The organism is Agromyces sp. NPDC029043 (assembly GCF_055564615.1).
This window is the reverse complement of sequence record NZ_JBVHVX010000003.1, coordinates 138,174-153,417: the sequence shown is the minus strand read 5'-3', so window position 1 is coordinate 153,417 and position 15,244 is coordinate 138,174. Positions and strand designations below refer to the sequence as shown.

At 71.5% G+C, this 15,244-nt stretch carries 17 protein-coding genes and 2 tRNA genes; 11 read left to right on the top strand and 8 right to left on the bottom strand.

Features of this window, described 5'->3' with window-relative positions; all coding sequences use genetic code 11:
- Positions 1-77 precede the first annotated feature (77 nt).
- Positions 78-1,757 (top strand): FAD-binding dehydrogenase, encoded by a 1,680-nt coding sequence (locus tag ACZ4TW_RS06035; RefSeq protein WP_465541149.1) that lies wholly within the window; start codon positions 78-80, stop codon positions 1,755-1,757.
- Positions 1,758-1,796: 39 nt separating this feature from the next.
- On the opposite strand, the gene ACZ4TW_RS06030 is transcribed toward ACZ4TW_RS06035, so the two are convergent.
- The gene (locus tag ACZ4TW_RS06030; protein ID WP_465541147.1) at positions 1,797-2,483 is read right to left on the bottom strand and encodes a DUF8185 domain-containing protein; all 687 of its coding nucleotides are present in this window, start codon (positions 2,481-2,483) and stop codon (positions 1,797-1,799) included.
- A 94-nt stretch (positions 2,484-2,577) separates the two neighbouring features.
- On the opposite strand from ACZ4TW_RS06030, the gene ACZ4TW_RS06025 reads away from it, so the two are divergent.
- From ACZ4TW_RS06025 to ACZ4TW_RS06015, 3 genes are all read left to right on the top strand, one after another.
- Complete coding sequence (locus tag ACZ4TW_RS06025; RefSeq protein ID WP_465541145.1) at positions 2,578-3,459, top strand: acyl-CoA thioesterase; 882 nt, start codon at positions 2,578-2,580, stop codon at positions 3,457-3,459.
- A gap of 111 nt (positions 3,460-3,570) precedes the next feature.
- Complete coding sequence (locus tag ACZ4TW_RS06020; protein ID WP_465541143.1) at positions 3,571-4,038, top strand: QcrA and Rieske domain-containing protein; 468 nt, start codon at positions 3,571-3,573, stop codon at positions 4,036-4,038.
- 5 nt (positions 4,039-4,043) lie between these two features.
- Positions 4,044-4,595, top strand: coding sequence for a hypothetical protein (locus ACZ4TW_RS06015; protein WP_465541141.1), 552 nt, complete (start codon positions 4,044-4,046; stop codon positions 4,593-4,595).
- Between the two features lie 20 nt (positions 4,596-4,615).
- On the opposite strand, the gene ACZ4TW_RS06010 is transcribed toward ACZ4TW_RS06015, so the two are convergent.
- From ACZ4TW_RS06010 to msrA, 5 genes are all read right to left on the bottom strand, one after another.
- Complete coding sequence (locus ACZ4TW_RS06010; RefSeq protein ID WP_465541140.1) at positions 4,616-5,095, bottom strand: acyl-CoA thioesterase; 480 nt, start codon at positions 5,093-5,095, stop codon at positions 4,616-4,618.
- A 1-nt stretch (position 5,096) separates the two neighbouring features.
- A complete protein-coding gene (ettA, locus tag ACZ4TW_RS06005) occupies positions 5,097-6,779 on the bottom strand; it encodes an energy-dependent translational throttle protein EttA (RefSeq protein WP_465541139.1) in 1,683 nt (560 codons plus the stop codon).
- A 4-nt stretch (positions 6,780-6,783) separates the two neighbouring features.
- Positions 6,784-7,287: a DUF6993 domain-containing protein gene (locus ACZ4TW_RS06000; protein ID WP_465541137.1), complete on the bottom strand. Its 504-nt coding sequence runs from the start codon at positions 7,285-7,287 to the stop codon at positions 6,784-6,786.
- A 74-nt stretch (positions 7,288-7,361) separates the two neighbouring features.
- The gene (locus ACZ4TW_RS05995; protein WP_465541135.1) at positions 7,362-7,928 is read right to left on the bottom strand and encodes a single-stranded DNA-binding protein; all 567 of its coding nucleotides are present in this window, start codon (positions 7,926-7,928) and stop codon (positions 7,362-7,364) included.
- 177 nt (positions 7,929-8,105) lie between these two features.
- Complete coding sequence (msrA, locus tag ACZ4TW_RS05990) at positions 8,106-8,630, bottom strand: peptide-methionine (S)-S-oxide reductase MsrA (RefSeq protein WP_465541133.1); 525 nt, start codon at positions 8,628-8,630, stop codon at positions 8,106-8,108.
- Positions 8,631-8,647: 17 nt separating this feature from the next.
- Between msrA and ACZ4TW_RS05985 the strand changes: the two genes are divergently transcribed.
- Both ACZ4TW_RS05985 and ACZ4TW_RS05980 read left to right on the top strand, forming a co-directional pair.
- Entirely contained in the window at positions 8,648-9,655 is a 1,008-nt protein-coding gene (locus tag ACZ4TW_RS05985; RefSeq protein WP_465541132.1) for an aldo/keto reductase, read from the top strand.
- A gap of 75 nt (positions 9,656-9,730) precedes the next feature.
- Positions 9,731-10,402 carry a hypothetical protein gene (locus ACZ4TW_RS05980; RefSeq protein WP_465541130.1) on the top strand — a complete coding sequence of 224 codons (672 nt, stop codon included), beginning with the start codon at positions 9,731-9,733 and terminating at the stop codon, positions 10,400-10,402.
- A gap of 70 nt (positions 10,403-10,472) precedes the next feature.
- Here the strand turns inward: ACZ4TW_RS05980 and nadE are convergent, their stop codons facing one another.
- On the bottom strand, positions 10,473-11,297 hold the full coding sequence (gene nadE / locus ACZ4TW_RS05975) for an ammonia-dependent NAD(+) synthetase (protein ID WP_465541128.1): 825 nt from the start codon (positions 11,295-11,297) through the stop codon (positions 10,473-10,475).
- A 113-nt stretch (positions 11,298-11,410) separates the two neighbouring features.
- Here nadE and ACZ4TW_RS05970 point away from each other — a divergent pair, with 113 nt between their 5' ends.
- On the top strand, positions 11,411-12,616 hold the full coding sequence (locus ACZ4TW_RS05970; protein ID WP_465541425.1) for a cation:proton antiporter: 1,206 nt from the start codon (positions 11,411-11,413) through the stop codon (positions 12,614-12,616).
- Here ACZ4TW_RS05970 and ACZ4TW_RS05965 read toward each other — a convergent pair.
- A tRNA-Arg gene (locus ACZ4TW_RS05965) sits at positions 12,578-12,650 on the bottom strand. The two genes, ACZ4TW_RS05970 and ACZ4TW_RS05965, sit on opposite strands and share 39 nt — an antisense overlap.
- An 87-nt stretch (positions 12,651-12,737) precedes the next feature.
- On the opposite strand from ACZ4TW_RS05965, the gene orn reads away from it, so the two are divergent.
- From orn to ACZ4TW_RS05945, 4 genes are all read left to right on the top strand, one after another.
- Positions 12,738-13,403: an oligoribonuclease gene (gene orn / locus ACZ4TW_RS05960; RefSeq protein WP_465541126.1), complete on the top strand. Its 666-nt coding sequence runs from the start codon at positions 12,738-12,740 to the stop codon at positions 13,401-13,403.
- Positions 13,404-13,442: 39 nt separating this feature from the next.
- Positions 13,443-13,518 (top strand) — tRNA-His (locus tag ACZ4TW_RS05955).
- A gap of 100 nt (positions 13,519-13,618) precedes the next feature.
- Positions 13,619-13,966 carry a metallopeptidase family protein gene (locus ACZ4TW_RS05950; RefSeq protein WP_465541124.1) on the top strand — a complete coding sequence of 116 codons (348 nt, stop codon included), beginning with the start codon at positions 13,619-13,621 and terminating at the stop codon, positions 13,964-13,966.
- Positions 13,967-13,990: 24 nt separating this feature from the next.
- Entirely contained in the window at positions 13,991-15,238 is a 1,248-nt protein-coding gene (locus tag ACZ4TW_RS05945) for a serine hydrolase family protein (RefSeq protein ID WP_465541122.1), read from the top strand.
- Positions 15,239-15,244: the final 6 nt, after the last annotated feature.

Genomic DNA, 15,244 nt, shown 5'->3' with positions numbered 1-15,244 from the left:
CCGCGCAGATCCTGCGGCGCCTGCCGAGCCGTCCGAGCCGAGCGGATGCCGCGACCGCCCGAGACGAAGGAGTCACCGTGGCCCCGCCCCCTGCCCCTGCCCTGCCCGCCGAGTACGACGCCATCATCGTCGGCCACGGCCTGTCCGGCCTCGTCGCCGCCGCCGAACTGGTCGACGCCGGCAAGCGGGTCGCGATCGTCGACCAGGAGTCCGAGGCGAACCTCGGCGGGCAGGCGTGGTGGTCCTTCGGCGGGGTGTTCATGGTCGACTCGCCAGAACAGCGTCGGCTGGGAGTTCACGACTCGCTCGACCTCGCGCGCGAGGACTGGCTCGGCAGCGCCGCGTTCGACCGCGACGAGGACGAGTGGGGCCGCCGCTGGGCCGAGGCCTACCTCGGGTTCGCCGCGGGCGAGCAGCGGGCCTACCTGCACGAGCGCGGTGTGCGGTTCTTCCCGATCGTCGCCTGGGCCGAGCGGGGCGGGGGCATGGCCGTCGGCCACGGCAACTCGGTGCCGCGGTTCCACATCACCTGGGGCACCGGTCCCGCCCTGGTCGCGCCGTTCGAGGCGAGGGTGCGCGCGGGCGAGGCGGCCGGCCTGGTCCGCCTGCACCCGCGGCACCGCGTCGACGAGCTCGTGGTGGACGGCGACGCGGTCGTGGGCGTTCGCGGCGCGATCCTCGCCGAGGACGACGCGCCGCGGGGGGCGCCGTCCAACCGCGACGCGATCGCCGAGTTCGAATTGCGCTCGCCCGCCGTGGTGATCGCGTCCGGTGGCATCGGGGGCGACCACGAGCTGGTCCGCGCCGCGTGGCCCGAACGGCTCGGCCGCCCGCCGGCCACGATGCTGACCGGCGTGCCGGCCTACGTCGACGGCCGCGCGCTCGGCATCGCCGCGGCATCCGGTGCCCGCCTCGTCAACGGCGACCGCATGTGGCACTACACCGAGGGCATCGAGAACTTCGAGCCCGAGTGGCCGCAGCACGGCATCCGCATCCTCCCCGGGCCGTCGTCGATGTGGTTCGATGCGACCGGCCGTCGACTGCCTCCCCCGCTCTTCCCCGGCTTCGACACCCTCGGCACGCTCGAGCACCTCGCGAAGACCGGACACGACCACTCGTGGTTCGTGCTGACGCAGCGCATCATCGAGAAGGAGTTCGCGCTGTCCGGCAGCGAACAGAACCCCGACCTCACGAACAAGGACGTCATGCTGCTCACCCGGCGGGTGCGCCCCGGTGCCACCGGCCCGGTCGAGGCGTTCATGCAGCGCGGCGCCGACTTCATCGTCGCCGACACCCTCCCCGAGCTGCTCGACGGCATGCGGCGGAATTCGCCGGACGGCCTGCTCGACACCGACAACGTCGAGCGGGAGCTCGTGGCGCGCGATCGCGAGGTCGCGCACGAGTACTCGAAGGACCTCCAGCTCACCGCCGTGCGGGGCGCCCGGCGCTACGTCGGCGACAAGCTGCTGCGCGTGGCGCCGCCGCACCGGATCCTCGACCCCGACGCCGGGCCCCTCGTCGCGGTGAAGCTCCACATCCTGACCCGCAAGAGCCTCGGCGGGATCCAGACCGACCTCGCCTCGCGTGTGCTCGACGCCGACGGCGGTCCGGTCCCCGGGCTGTACGCCGTCGGCGAAGCCGCCGGCTTCGGGGGCGGCGGCATGCACGGCTACCGCGCGCTCGAGGGCACGTTCCTCGGCGGTTGCCTCTTCACGGGCCGAGCCGCCGGGCGGGCGATCGCGGGGCGCGCGCACTGAGGCCAGCGCGGACGGCGCCCGCCCGCGCCATCCGAGGGGTCAGGCCTTGAGGGTCCACGCCTTCCGGCGCACCAGCACGTGCCCGCGGCGGGAGCTGAGTCGCGTCCACGGGCCGGTCTCGAAGAGCCCGACCGGGTCGTCGCCGAGGAAGCCGAGGCTGTACGCCGCGAACGCCGCGCCCGCCGGCACGTACTCGAGCCCGTCGACGCCGCGACCCCACACCTCGGAACGGACCCGCTGCACGAGCTGCTCGCCCGTGCCCTCGGGGATGGCCTTCGCGACCTCGTCGATGCCCGCACGGGCCGCGCGCTCGAGGGTCGCGGCGTCGGTCTCGCCGAGTGGCCGCCATCCGCCGCGCGGCGGCGAGATGCCCGCCCACGTGACCGTGTTCACCTCGGGCGGGCGGGTCATGGTGACGGGACGCGACTCGGCCTCGTCGTCGTCGCCGAGCTCGCCGCGGGCCCGGACGATGCGGTCGACCACCGAGCGCATCGGCACGACGATGTCGAAGTCCTCGGTCTCGAAGAGCTGGAAGGTGCGCAGGCCCAGCACGGTCGGGCTCTCGTCGAGGATGCCGCGCGGGTACAGGATGGCCGTGTAGACGGCGAGGATGCCGTTGCCGGCGACCAGCCGCACCGAGCCGTCCTCGACCCGCGCCGCGCGCTGCAGGTACGTGTGGAGGTCGCCGAGCGCCAGGCTGTCGGCGAGCGTGAATTGCTGGACCATGGCCTGTCTAGACTACCGAGAGAGCGCCGCGGCCCCCGCCGCGGGCGCCCACCGGCGGGCGGTTCTGCGGCCGACCGACCCGAACGGAGGAACGATGAACGGTCCCATCGACGGCCTGCTCAGCACGCTGCGACTCACCGACACGGGCGCGCGCACCAACGAGGACATCTTCACCGGCCCGTCGCAGTGGATGCCGCTCGGGCGCGTGTTCGGCGGGCAGGTGCTCGCGCAGTCCATCACCGCGGCCACCCACACCGTGCCCGACGACCGCACCATCCACTCCATGCACGGCTACTTCCTCCGTCCCGGCGACGTGCAGCATCCCATCACGTTCTCCGTCGACCGCATCCACGACGGCCGGTCGTTCTCGACCCGGCGCACCCAGGCCTTCCAGCACGGCGAGCCGATCCTCTCGCTCATCGCCTCCTTCCAGACCCACGACGACGGGCTGGAGCACCAGCTCGAGATGCCCGACGACCTGCCCGACCCCGAGGGGCTGCCCTCGACGGCCGACGTCCTCGGGCACCTCGACCACGATGTCGCGCGGTACTGGTCGAGCGAGCGCGCGTTCGACGTGCGCCACATCCCGTCGCCGGTGTACCTGAAGGTCGACGGCGAGCGGATGCCACGGCAGGCCGTCTGGATGAAGGCCTTCGGCCGGTTGCCCGACGACCCCCGTCAGCACCGCGCCGCGCTCGCGTACGCGAGCGACTACTCGATCCTCGAACCCGTGCTGCGCGCGCACGGCGTCGCGTGGGCGACGCCGGGACTCAAGGTCGCGAGCCTCGACCATGCGATGTGGTGGCACCGCGACGTGCGCGTCGACGAGTGGCTGCTGTTCACGATGGAGTCGCCCTCGGCGAGCGGTGGCCGCGGACTCTCGCTCGGGCGCATCTACACCCGCGACGGCAGGCTCGTGGCGAGCGTGGCCCAGGAGGGCATGGTGCGCGTGCCCGATCCCGGCGCGTTCTCGTGAGCGCGAGCCGCGCGGCTGGGTGATCGCCGCGCAATCGCCCGCTCCGCCCTCGCGGTGTCGCAGAATGGCACCAGTGCCGCGCCCGACGCGGCCCCGACGAGGAGGCACACGATGGACGACGCCCGTGACCTGACGCGCCGCACGGCGCTCGCGCTCGGTGGCGCCGGCGCGCTCGCGCTCGCCGGATGCGCCCCGGCCGGAGACGGCGACGGCGCAGCGACGACGACGCCCGACAACGGTGCGGGCGGGTCGGATGCGACGACGGCGCCCGACACGGGCGCGGCGGCGGGCGAGGAGGTCGCGGCCCTCGCCGACATCCCGGTGGGCGGGAGCATCTCGGCCATGATCGGCGAGGATCCGGTGCTGCTGGCCCAGCCGACGGCCGGCGAGGTCGTCGCGTTCAGTGCGATCTGCACGCACCAGCAGTGCGTCGTCGCCGCGGCCGGTGATCGCTTCGAGTGCCCGTGCCACGGCTCCGCCTTCGACGCGGCGACGGGCGACGTGCTCAACGGGCCCGCGATCGAGCCGTTGAATCCCGTGGCGGTGACGGTCGACGGCGACCGCGTTGTCGCGGGCTGACCCGGATGCTCGACTACCAGTTCGCCGGACTTCCGCTCCACGTCCTCCTCGTGCACGTCATGGTGATCGGCGTGCCCCTGCTGGCGGTGCTGCTGGTGGTGCTGTGCTGCTGGCCCGCCGCGCGCCGAGTGCTCTGGCTCCCGGCGCTCCTGGGTGCCATCGTGCTGCTCGGCGTGATGTACGTCACGATCGAGGCCGGGAAGTGGTTGCAGGCGCGCGTGCCGGAGGCTCCCCTCATCGAGGCGCATACCGCGCAGGGCGAGGACATCGTGCCGTGGATGATCGCCCTCGTCACCATCGCGGCGCTCGTGGCGGGGGTCGCCATCGTCGAGCGCCGCGAGCGCCGCGACCGCACCGACCCCGAGGTGGCGGCGAACCGCGGCATGACCGTCCCGCCCGTGCGCCGCAGCCCGCTGCGCACCGTCATCGCAGTGCTCCTCATCGTGGCTGCGGTCGGCGTAGGCGCGGGTTCGGTGTGGACCATCGTGCGGATCGGTGACTCGGGCAGTCGGGCGGTCTGGGAGGGCTCGTTCAGCGACGAGCCCCTGGAGCGCTGAGCGGCGGATCGGTCGGGCGTTCAGCGGCGACGGAATGGGATGGGCTCGCCGAGGTACGGCTCCCACGCACTCCGCTCGGCCTCGGTGATGCGCCGTGGCCGCTCGGTGGCGGTGTCGACGAGCACGATCGTGGTGACCGCGCGGGTGTAGAGCGCGCGCGGCTCGGCGCCGGCGGGCGAGTACACCTCGTAGCAGACGTCGAGGCTCGCGCCGCCCATGTGCCCGATCCACAGCTCGATGTCGAGCGGGAGCCGCTGGTACGGGATCGGCGCGAGGTATTCCACCTCCTGCCGTGCGATCAGCGTGAGCGTGGCCGCACCGGGCGACGCGTCGAGCACCGCGGTGGAGGCGCCGACCGCGTGCTCGGCCGTGCCGTCGTCGTTCACCCAGAACGCCTGGATGCGAGCCTCCTCGAGGAGGCTCAGCATCCGGGCGTTGTTGACGTGTCCGTACGCGTCGAGGTCGCTCCACCGGAGCGGGGTCGGCACGTGCAGGCGCACGTCAGTCCCTCGTGAGCTTGCGATACGTGGAGCGGTGCGGCTTGGCCGCCTCCGGGCCGAGTCGCTCGACCTTGTTCGCCTCGTACGCTTCGAAGTTGCCCTCGAACCAGTACCAGTTCGCCGGGTCCTCGTCGGTGCCCTCATAGGCGAGGATGTGCGTCGCGATGCGATCGAGGAACCACCGGTCGTGCGTGATGACCACGGCGCAGCCGGGGAACTCGAGCAGCGCGTTCTCGAGGCTGGACAGCGTCTCGACGTCGAGGTCGTTGGTCGGCTCGTCGAGCAGCAGGAGGTTGCCGCCCTGCTTGAGCGTGAGGGCGAGGTTCAAGCGGTTGCGCTCACCGCCGGAGAGCACGCCCGCGCGCTTCTGCTGGTCGGGTCCCTTGAACCCGAACGTCGACACGTAGGCCCGGCTCGGGATCTCGGTCTTGCCGACCTGGATGTAGTCGAGCCCGTCGGACACGACCTCCCACAGCGTCTTGTTCGGGTCGATACCGGTGCGCGACTGGTCGACGTACGAGATCTTCACCGTCTCGCCGATCTTGAGGGCGCCGTCGTCGAGCGGCTCGAGTCCCACGATCGTCTTGAAGAGCGTGGTCTTGCCGACGCCGTTCGGCCCGATGATCCCGACGATGCCGTTGCGAGGCAGCGAGAAGCTCAGTCCGTCGATGAGCCGGCGGTCGCCGAACCCCTTCTCGAGCTTCTTCGCCTCGAGGACGACGTCGCCGAGTCGCGGACCCGCGGGGATCTGGATCTCCTCGAAGTCGAGCTTGCGCGTGCGCTCGGCCTCCGCCGCCATCTCCTCGTAGCGGGCCAGTCGCGCCTTCGACTTGGCCTGCCGGCCCTTGGCGTTCGAGCGGACCCACTCGAGCTCGTCCTTCAGGCGCTTCTGGAGCTTCTGGTCCTTCTTGCCCTGGACCTGGAGGCGTTCGGCCTTCTTCTCGAGATACGTCGAGTAGTTGCCCTCGTACGGGTAGAGGCGACCGCGGTCGACCTCGCAGATCCATTCGGCGACGTGGTCGAGGAAGTACCGGTCGTGGGTGACCGCGAGCACGGCACCGGGGTACTTCGCGAGGTGCTGCTCGAGCCAGAGCACGCTCTCGGCGTCGAGGTGGTTGGTGGGCTCGTCGAGCAGCAGCAGGTCGGGCTTCTGGAGCAGGAGCTTGCAGAGCGCGACGCGGCGCTTCTCACCGCCCGACAGCACCGAGACGGGCGTGTCGCTCGGCGGGCACCGCAGCGCGTCCATTGCCTGCTCGAGCTGCGAGTCGAGGTCCCACGCGTCGGCCGCGTCGATCTCCTCCTGCAGCGTGCCCATCTCGGCGAGCAGCGCGTCGAAGTCGGCGTCGGGGTCGGCCATGGCCGCCGAGATCTCGTTGAACCGGTCGACCTTGCGCTTGATCGGCCCGACGCCCTCTTGGACGTTCTCGAGCACGGTCTTCGACTCGTCGAGCTCGGGCTCCTGCATCAGGATGCCGACCGAGAAGCCGGGGGTGAGTCGGGCCTCGCCGTTCGACGGCTGGTCGATGCCGGCCATGATCTTGAGGATCGTGGACTTGCCCGCTCCGTTCGGACCGACCACGCCGATCTTCGCTCCGGGGAGGAACGCCATCGTCACATCGTCGAGGATGACCTTGTCGCCGACCGCCTTGCGGGCGCGCACCATTGAATAGATGTAATCCGCCATGTCCCTACCAGTCTATGGGGCGAGCCCTGCCGACCAGACAGCCGCCGGTGCCGAGGGCCGGTCGCACGGCGCCGTGGTAGCCGCCGGACTTCGGCCCGTACTGCCCTACGAGGCACTCCCCTGCGAACGACACCGCGAACTGGACGGAGTCGGCCTTCTCGCCGACGGTCGTGCTGTCGGCGGTCACCTGCATGGCCGCCCGGTCGAAGCCGGCCACGGCGAGCGCGTCGATGAATGCGCGCCCGCCGGCGCTCGGATCGGCCCGGATCACCGCCATGCTGGTCGCGTCGAAGTACGGCAGGTTGGAGGCGGCCGAGCCCCCGGGCAGCAACGCGGGCGGTGCGGCGTCGGGCGTCGCGCTCGGAACCACGCCGCCGGACGGGTCGGGCGTCGCGGTCGCCGGCGCGCCGGTCGGTCCGACCGGCGCGTCAGACGAGCATGCGCCGAGGCCGAGACCTGCGGACAGTGCGAACACGGTCACGGTCGCCGCGGTCACCCGCCGTCGCATCGCGCCCCTCCTCCGTCGCCATGATCCGCCGCGCCGAGTCTATGGCGGAGGGGACGACGGCGAGGCGGGTGGGATCAGGCCGGCACGCGTTCTGCGGCCACGTCGTCGGGGTCGACGTGCTCGAGCCGGTCGGCTCCGATCCCGACGTCGGTGCCGAGGTCGTCGCCCGTCGCGGCACCGACCGCCCACCCGTCACCCGGCGTGCTCCAGGCGTCGGCCGACGCCGCCGCCTCGGATGCGCCGGTCTCGGACGACCCCGCCTCGGTCGTCTCCGCCGCGCGAGCTGCGGAGCTCTTCGCGTACGTCGACGTGCCCCACGCCAGGTCGTGCCCGACCGAGTCGGCCTCGATCTCGATCGCCGTGCCCGACTTCTCCGCCGTCTCCCAGTGGCGGATGCGCAGGCGGCCGTGCACGACCACGCGCTCGCCCTTTCGGATCGAGGCGGCGGTGTTGACCGCGAGCTGGCGGAACGTCGAGACGGTGTACCAGTTGGTCTCGCCGTCGGTCCATTGCCCCGTGGCGCGGTCGAAGTACCGGCGCGTGGAGGCGAGCCGGAAGTTGGTGATCGTCAGTCCGGCGGGCGTGACGGTCGGGCGCGGGTCGCTGCCCACGGCGCCGGTCACGGTGATGAGGTCGGTCATGCTGTGCTCCTCGGAGTCGGCGCCGCCGCGGATCGGCGGCTCGCGGCATCCGGGGCCCTCGTGCCGGAACGACCCCGGATGCCGCTCACCACAGCGTGGCGCCCGGGCCGCGCCCTCCGCCGACGCGACCGGACGACGGTGGGCAACCGCCGTCTGAGCGGACCTGTCGAGGAGGGGTCAGGCGACGACGTAGTCGGCGTACGAACGCCGGATCTTGTTCACCTTCGGTAGCGCGACCGCGAGGCAGTAGCCCTGGCCCGGGTTCTTCGCGAAGAAGTCCTGGTGGTACTCCTCGGCCTCGAAGAAGTCGCCGAGCGGCTCAATCGTCGTGACGACCTCGCCCGGCCACCAGTCGCCCGCGCGCCGGCGGGCGGCCTCGAAGAGCTCGCGCTGCGCCTCGCCACGGAAGAACATCGCCGACCGGTACTGCGTGCCCACATCGGCGCCCTGGCGGTTCAACTGCGTCGGGTCGTGCAGCGTGAAGAACACGTCGAGGATCACCTCGCGCGGGATGACGTCGGGGTCGAAGTCCACGCGCACCGCCTCGGCGTGGCCGGTCGCCCCGGTGCAGACGAGCTCGTACGACGGGCTCGGCACCGAGCCGCCCGTGTACCCCGAGACCACGTCGTGCACGCCGCGCAGCGTGCGGTAGACGGCATCCAGGCACCAGAAGCAGCCCCCGGCGAGAACGAAGCTTTCCATCGCCATAGGCTAACCGCATGACCTTCGTCGCCGTTCCCGACCGTTACGACCGCATGGCCTACAACCGGATCGGCCGGAGCGGGCTGAAGCTCCCCGCGCTCTCGCTCGGGCTCTGGCACAACTTCGGCCACGACCGTCCGCTCGACACCCAGCGCGCCATCGTCCGCCGCGCGTTCGACCTCGGCATCACCCACTTCGACCTCGCGAACAACTACGGCCCGCCGCCCGGCAGCGCCGAGGAGAACTTCGGCCGCCTCCTCGCGACCGACCTCAAGCCCTACCGCGACGAGCTCATCGTCTCGTCGAAGGCGGGCTACCTGATGTGGGACGGCCCGTACGGCGAGTGGGGGTCGCGCAAGTACCTCCTCGCGTCGCTCGACCAGAGCCTCGGCCGGCTCGGCCTCGAGTACGTCGACGTCTTCTACTCGCACCGCCCCGACCCCGAGACGCCGATCGAGGAGACGATGGGCGCGCTCGCGCACGCCGTGAGACAGGGCAAGGCGCTCTACGTCGGCATCTCGAACTACTCGCCCGAGCAGACGCGCCGCGCCGGCGAGGCGCTCGCTGCCGAGGGCGTGCCGCTCACCATCCACCAGCCCCGGTACTCGATGTTCGACCGGCACATCGAGGACGGCCTGCTGCCCGTGCTCGACGAGGTCGGGGCCTCGGCCATCGTGTTCTCGCCGCTGGCGCAGGGCCTGCTGACCGACCGCTACCTCTCGGGCGACGTGCCGGCCGGGTCGCGCGCGGCGACCAGCCACTTCCTCCCCGCCGACCGGATCAGCGAGGAGTACCTCGAGCGTGCCCGCGCCCTCAACGAGATCGCGCTCGGCCGCGGCCAGTCGCTCGCGCAGCTGGCCGTCTCGTGGGTGCTGCGCATCCCGCAGGTCGCGAGCGCGCTGATCGGCGCGTCCAGCGTCGCGCAGCTCGAGCAGAACGTCGCCGCGCTCGACGCCGCGCCGCTCGCCGACGACGAGATCGCGGCCATCGAGCCCTACGCCGCGCACGGCACGGCGCTCGGCTGAGCGGTGAGCCGCGACGACGGAGGCACGCCGCGAGGCCTCCGACACCGCGCACGCGCGCGACGCTAGCCTTCGCTCATGCAGTGGTGGAATGACTTCGTCGCCTGGCTCGTCTCGGATGCCGCACGCCCGATCCTGTTCGCGGCCGCGGTGATCTTCGTCTCGCTCGTCGCGGCGGGGCTGCTCTCCGCGTGGATCGCTCGGCGCGCCGTGCGCGGCATCATCCGCCAGCGCGACCGCGAGCTGCGCAACTCCGCCGTCGCCGCGCTCGTCGATGCCGCGACCGAGGCGTCGGTGTGGAACTCGCTCACGCCCCAGGAGCAGGTGCTCGTCGACCGATCCGTCGGGCAGGCCGACATCCAGGTCCGCCTGCTGCCGATCAAGGGCGCGGATGTCGCCGCCGACTGGGCGGCCCACCAGCTGCACGAGCTCAAGCGCGCGTCGGCCACCTTCGGCTACCAGCTCGACCCGGCCGTCGTCGAGTTCCGGGAGCGGATGCTCGAATGGCAGCGCCATCCGTCCCGCACGCGCCGCGACTTCAAGAACGACCTCGATCGCTGGCGCATGCAGCGGGACGAGCCCGACCAGACGCTCGCCACCGCCCAGGACTCGTGGGTCGCCGAGCAGCACCACGACCGCTACGCCGCCACTCCGCTGCCGGAGGCGACGACGGCCGTCGTCGACACGACCGCCGCGCCGGCCGAGCCGGCCGACGTCGACACCGATCGCCGACCGGTCGCCGCCGACTGAGGTCGGCTCCGGCTCCCCGCCGCGGCGGGACCGTGCCGCGGTGGTGCCGTGCCGCGGTGATGCCGTCGCGTCAGCCGCGCCACCAGGCGTCGAACATCGTGACCGGCTCGGCGCGCTTGTGTCGGGTCAGCAGGAAACGTGCCTCGATCTGCTCGGCGACCGCCGGGTCGACCTCACCGCCCTCGAGGAACTCGTCGATGTCGGCGTAGCGCAGGCCGAGGTTCGCCTCGTCGGACTGCCCCGGCTGGTGATCGAGCAGGTCGGCGGTCGGGACCTTCTCGTAGAGACGCTCGGGTGCGCCGAGATGCAGCATGATCGCCCGCCCCTGGCGCTTGGTGAGGCCCGAGAGCGGCAGGAGGTCGGCGCCGCCGTCGCCGTACTTGGTGAAGAAGCCCGTGACCGCCTCAGCAGCGTGGTCGGTGCCGACGACCAGGAGCCCGCCCTCGCCCGCGAGCGCGTACTGGGCGATCATGCGCATGCGCGCCTTCACGTTGCCCTTGCCGAAGTCGCTGATCGGCCCGCCGAGCGCCGCGTCGAAGTCGGCGGCGAGCCCGTCGACGCCGCCCTTGATGTTGAAGTCGACCACCTCGGCGGGGCGGATGAAGTCGAGCGCGAGCTGCGCGTCGTCCTCGTCGCGCTGGACCCCGTACGGAAGCCGGACCGCGACGAACCGTGCGGAACGCCCGTCGGCGGTCAGCTCGTCGACCGCGAGCTGGCAGAGCCGGCCGGCGAGGGAGGAATCCTGCCCGCCGCTGATGCCCAGCGCGAGCCCCCTCGCTCCCGAGGCGATGAGGTACTGCTTCAGGAAGTCGACGCGCCGGCGCACCTGCTCGGCCGGGTCGATGACGGCTTCGACGTGCAGTTCTTCGATGATCTGGGCCTGGAGGTCGCGCATGCCACGACCCTACGGCACGCGTGTGACCGGCGGATGTCGCGCATCGCGCGCCCCCGGCGATCGACCTCCGTCGGCTAGCATGCGGACCAACGCGCGATGAAGGGGGCTCCCGCGTGACCGTCGACCTCTCCACGCTGGTGCTCGTCCCCGCGATCGCCGCGATCGCACCGCTGGCGACGCGTGCGGTGGGTCGGTGGCTGGCGATCCCGCTCGTGGTGTTCGAGATCCTGCTCGGCATCCTGCTCGGGCCCGACGTGCTCGACTGGGTGCAGCCCGACGACTTCATCGGGCTGTTCGCGGACTTCGGCCTCGCGATGCTGTTCTACCTCGCCGGCCGCGAGATCGACTTCGTCGCCATCCGCGGCACGCCGATCATCCGCGCCGGGGTCGGATGGCTCGTCTCGCTCGCGATCGCCCTCGGACTCGGCCTGCTGATCGAGCCGGGTGCCGGCGCGGTCTTCGTGGCGGTGGCGCTCACCTCGACGGCACTCGGGGCGCTCCTCCCGATCCTGCGCGATGCCGGGATCCTGGGAACGCCGTTCGGCGTGTCCATCCTCGCGGTGGGCGCCGTCGGCGAGTTCGGGCCGCTGCTGGCCATCTCCCTGTTCCTCAGCGGCCGCTCGCCGCTGCATGCCGCCCTCGTGCTCATCGCATTCGCCGTGATCGCGGGCGTGCTGATGTTCCTCGCCTCGCGCGGCGACGGCGTGCGGCTGCACCGCGCGATCGAGGCGAGCCTGCACACGAGCGGGCAGTTCGTCGTGCGCCTCGTGATGTTCGTGCTGCTGTCGCTCGTCGCCCTGTCGATCTTCCTCGGCATCGACATGCTGCTCGGCGCGTTCGCGGCAGGCGTGCTGGGCAAGCTGCTGCTCGCGGGAGCGTCCGAACGGGAGGCCGAGATCACCGAGGCCAAGATCGAGGCCGTCGGCTTCGGCCTGCTCGTGCCGGTCTTCTTCATCAACACCGGCATCACCTTCGACCTGCACGCGCTCGTCTCCGATACCCGCACCCTCCTGCTGCTGCCGCTGTTCACCGTGCTGCTGCTCGTGACGCGCGGCATCCCGACGGCAGCGCTGGCGCCGAAGGGGTCGAGCGCGCGCGAACGCGTCGCGACGGGCTTCTTCGGAGCGACGGGCCTGCCGATCATCGTCGCGGTCACCGCGCTCGGCGTCGACGCGGGAGAACTCGACCCCGGCATCGCGGCGGCGCTCGTCGGGGCGGGGCTGTTCTCGGTCCTCGCGTTCCCCCTCGTCGCGCTCACGGTGCGGACGGGAGATCTTCGGCGCCCTCGGCAGGAATCGAACCTGCGACCAAGAGATTAGAAGGCTCCTGCTCTATCCGCTGAGCTACGAGGGCCGAACGCCACCACGATACCGCAGCCGCCTCGGGGCCTCCCGGCACGCGCACCCGCCCGGTGTCGGGGCTCGCGATTAGACTCACCGCATGGCTTCCTCGAGTGACCGACTGGTCTGGATCGACTGCGAGATGACCGGCCTCGACCTCGAGGTCGACGAGCTGGTCGAGATCGCGGTCATCATCACCGACTACGACCTCAACCCCGTCGACGCCGGAATCGAGATCGTCATCAAGCCCGACGCGAGCGCGCTCGAGACCATGAGCGACTTCGTCCGGGCCATGCACACCGAGTCCGGACTGATCGACGAGATCCCCGACGGAGTCTCGGTCGCCGAGGCCGAGTACGAGGTGCTCGAGTACGTGCTGAAGCACGTGCCCGACGAACAGCGCGCGCCGCTCGCCGGCAACTCGATCGGCACCGACCGGGCCTTCATCTCGCGGTTCATGCCGCGCCTCGACGCGCACCTGCACTACCGCAACGTCGATGTCTCCTCGATCAAGGAGCTCGCGAAGCGGTGGTATCCGCGGGCCTACTTCAATGCACCCGCGAAGGATGGCGGCCACCGTGCGCTCGCCGACATCCTCGAGTCGATCCGAGAGCTGCAGTACTACCGTCGGGCCGTGTTCGTGGCCGACCCTGGCCCGACCAGCCAGGAGCTGCAGGTCATCGCGGCCGAGGTGGCGGCCGACGCCGGTGCCGGCGCGGCGGCCGAGCCCGCCCCGGTGTCAGCGACGACCCCCAACGTGGTGTAATCTCGTAGGGTTGCGAATCGCGGAAGCGGGTCGCGCATGGTGGGTATAGCTCAGTTGGTAGAGCGCCTGGTTGTGGTCCAGGAGGTCGCGGGTTCAAGCCCCGTTACTCACCCCAATGGACTCCTGGTCGTGGTGCGGTAACTTCGAAGAGGTCGCGGGTTCAAACCCCGATACTCACCCCGATCCTCCCCGATGACTCCCGAACGGAGCCGCCCGTGGAACTCGACGCCGAGGCATTCGAGCGGCTCGTCGTCGACGAGCTCGACGAACTCCCCGACGACATGGTCGACGGCCTGGAGAACGTCGTGTTCGTCGTCGAGGACCGCCCGGAGGACGGCTCCCTCGACCTGCTCGGCATCTACGAGGGCACTGCGCTCACCGAGCGCGACCGATACGGCTTCGGCGAGATGCCCGATCGGATCGTGCTGTACCGCGAGCCGCTGCTCGCCGTCGCCGACACCGAGCAGGAGCTCCGCGACGAGATTCACGTCACCCTCGTCCACGAGATCGCGCATTTCTACGGAATCGACGACGACCGGCTGCACGAGCTCGGCTGGGCGTGACGGGTCCCGGGTTAATCTGATCGCATGAGCCCCTCCCCCGCCCGCGTGGTCGGCATCGCCGTCGGCACGCTCGCGATCCTCGCCGTCGGAGTCTACGGTCCGGCCATGCTGCTCGGCCCGCTGCCGGCGGTCGACGTCCGCGTCGACCAGGCGAGTGCGGCTGCGCCGGCGCCCGCCTCGGTCGCCCTTCCCGCCGACGGTGCTTCCGCCGTTGCGCTCGTCGGCGATTCGGGCGAAGCCGAGATCGTCGCGGCAGCGGCCGATGACGCGGCGGCGCCGATCGGCGGCGCCGCGAAACTCGTGACGGCGCTCGTGACGGTCGACTCGCTGCCCCTGCCCGAGGGCACCGACGGTCCCGACATCCCCATCGGCGCCGAGGACTACTCGAGCTACCTGCGCTACGAGGGCGAGGGTTCGCGCGTCCTCCAGGTCTCCCCAGGCGAATCGTGGAGCGAGCGCGACGTGCTTCGCGCCATGGTCCTCGCCTCGAGCAACAACCACGCCGACACGCTCGCCACGTGGGCATACGGCAGCATCGACAACTACGTGCGCGAGGCGAACGGATGGCTCGAGGAGCACGGGTTCACCGACCTGCGGGTCGCCGACGCGACGGGCCTGTCAGGCGAGAACGTCGGAACCGCGAGCGAGCTCGCTCGCCTCGCCGCGATGGTCCTCGCCGATCCGGCGCTCGGTGACATGCTCACGGGCGAGAGCCGACCGCTCGCCGCCGACCAGCGACGCATCCCCGACGTCATCGCCCACCTCGAGGGCGATGGGATCCGCACGATGAGCCGCAGTTACACCGACGAGGCGGCGCTGTCGTTCGTGTTCACGTCGCAGATCACGATCGCCGACGAGGTGCGACGAATGGTCGGCGCGATGACCGGAGTCGACGACTACGGGACGCTCGATCCCGCCGTGCTCGCCGCCGTGGAGAGCATGCAGGCGGCGTCCGCTCCGATCGAGATCATCGCGGCGGGCACCTCGTACGGCGAGGTGGAGTCGGCGTGGGGCGACCGGGCGAAGCTGATCGCCGCGGCCGGCCGGACCGACGCCGCGTTCGGCGCCGGGCCCGAGGCGGCCGCCGTCGAGGTCGAGCCGTTCACGACGGCGCCCGCGGGCCGGCAGGTCGGCACGGTGACGGTGCGCCTCGGTGAGCGCGACATCAGCTCGGTGCTCGAGCTCGACGACGCGATCCGCGACCCGGGACCGCTCTGGCGACTCACCCATCCGGGCGAACTCATCGGAGCATTCCTCGACGGGAACGCCTGAGGCCGA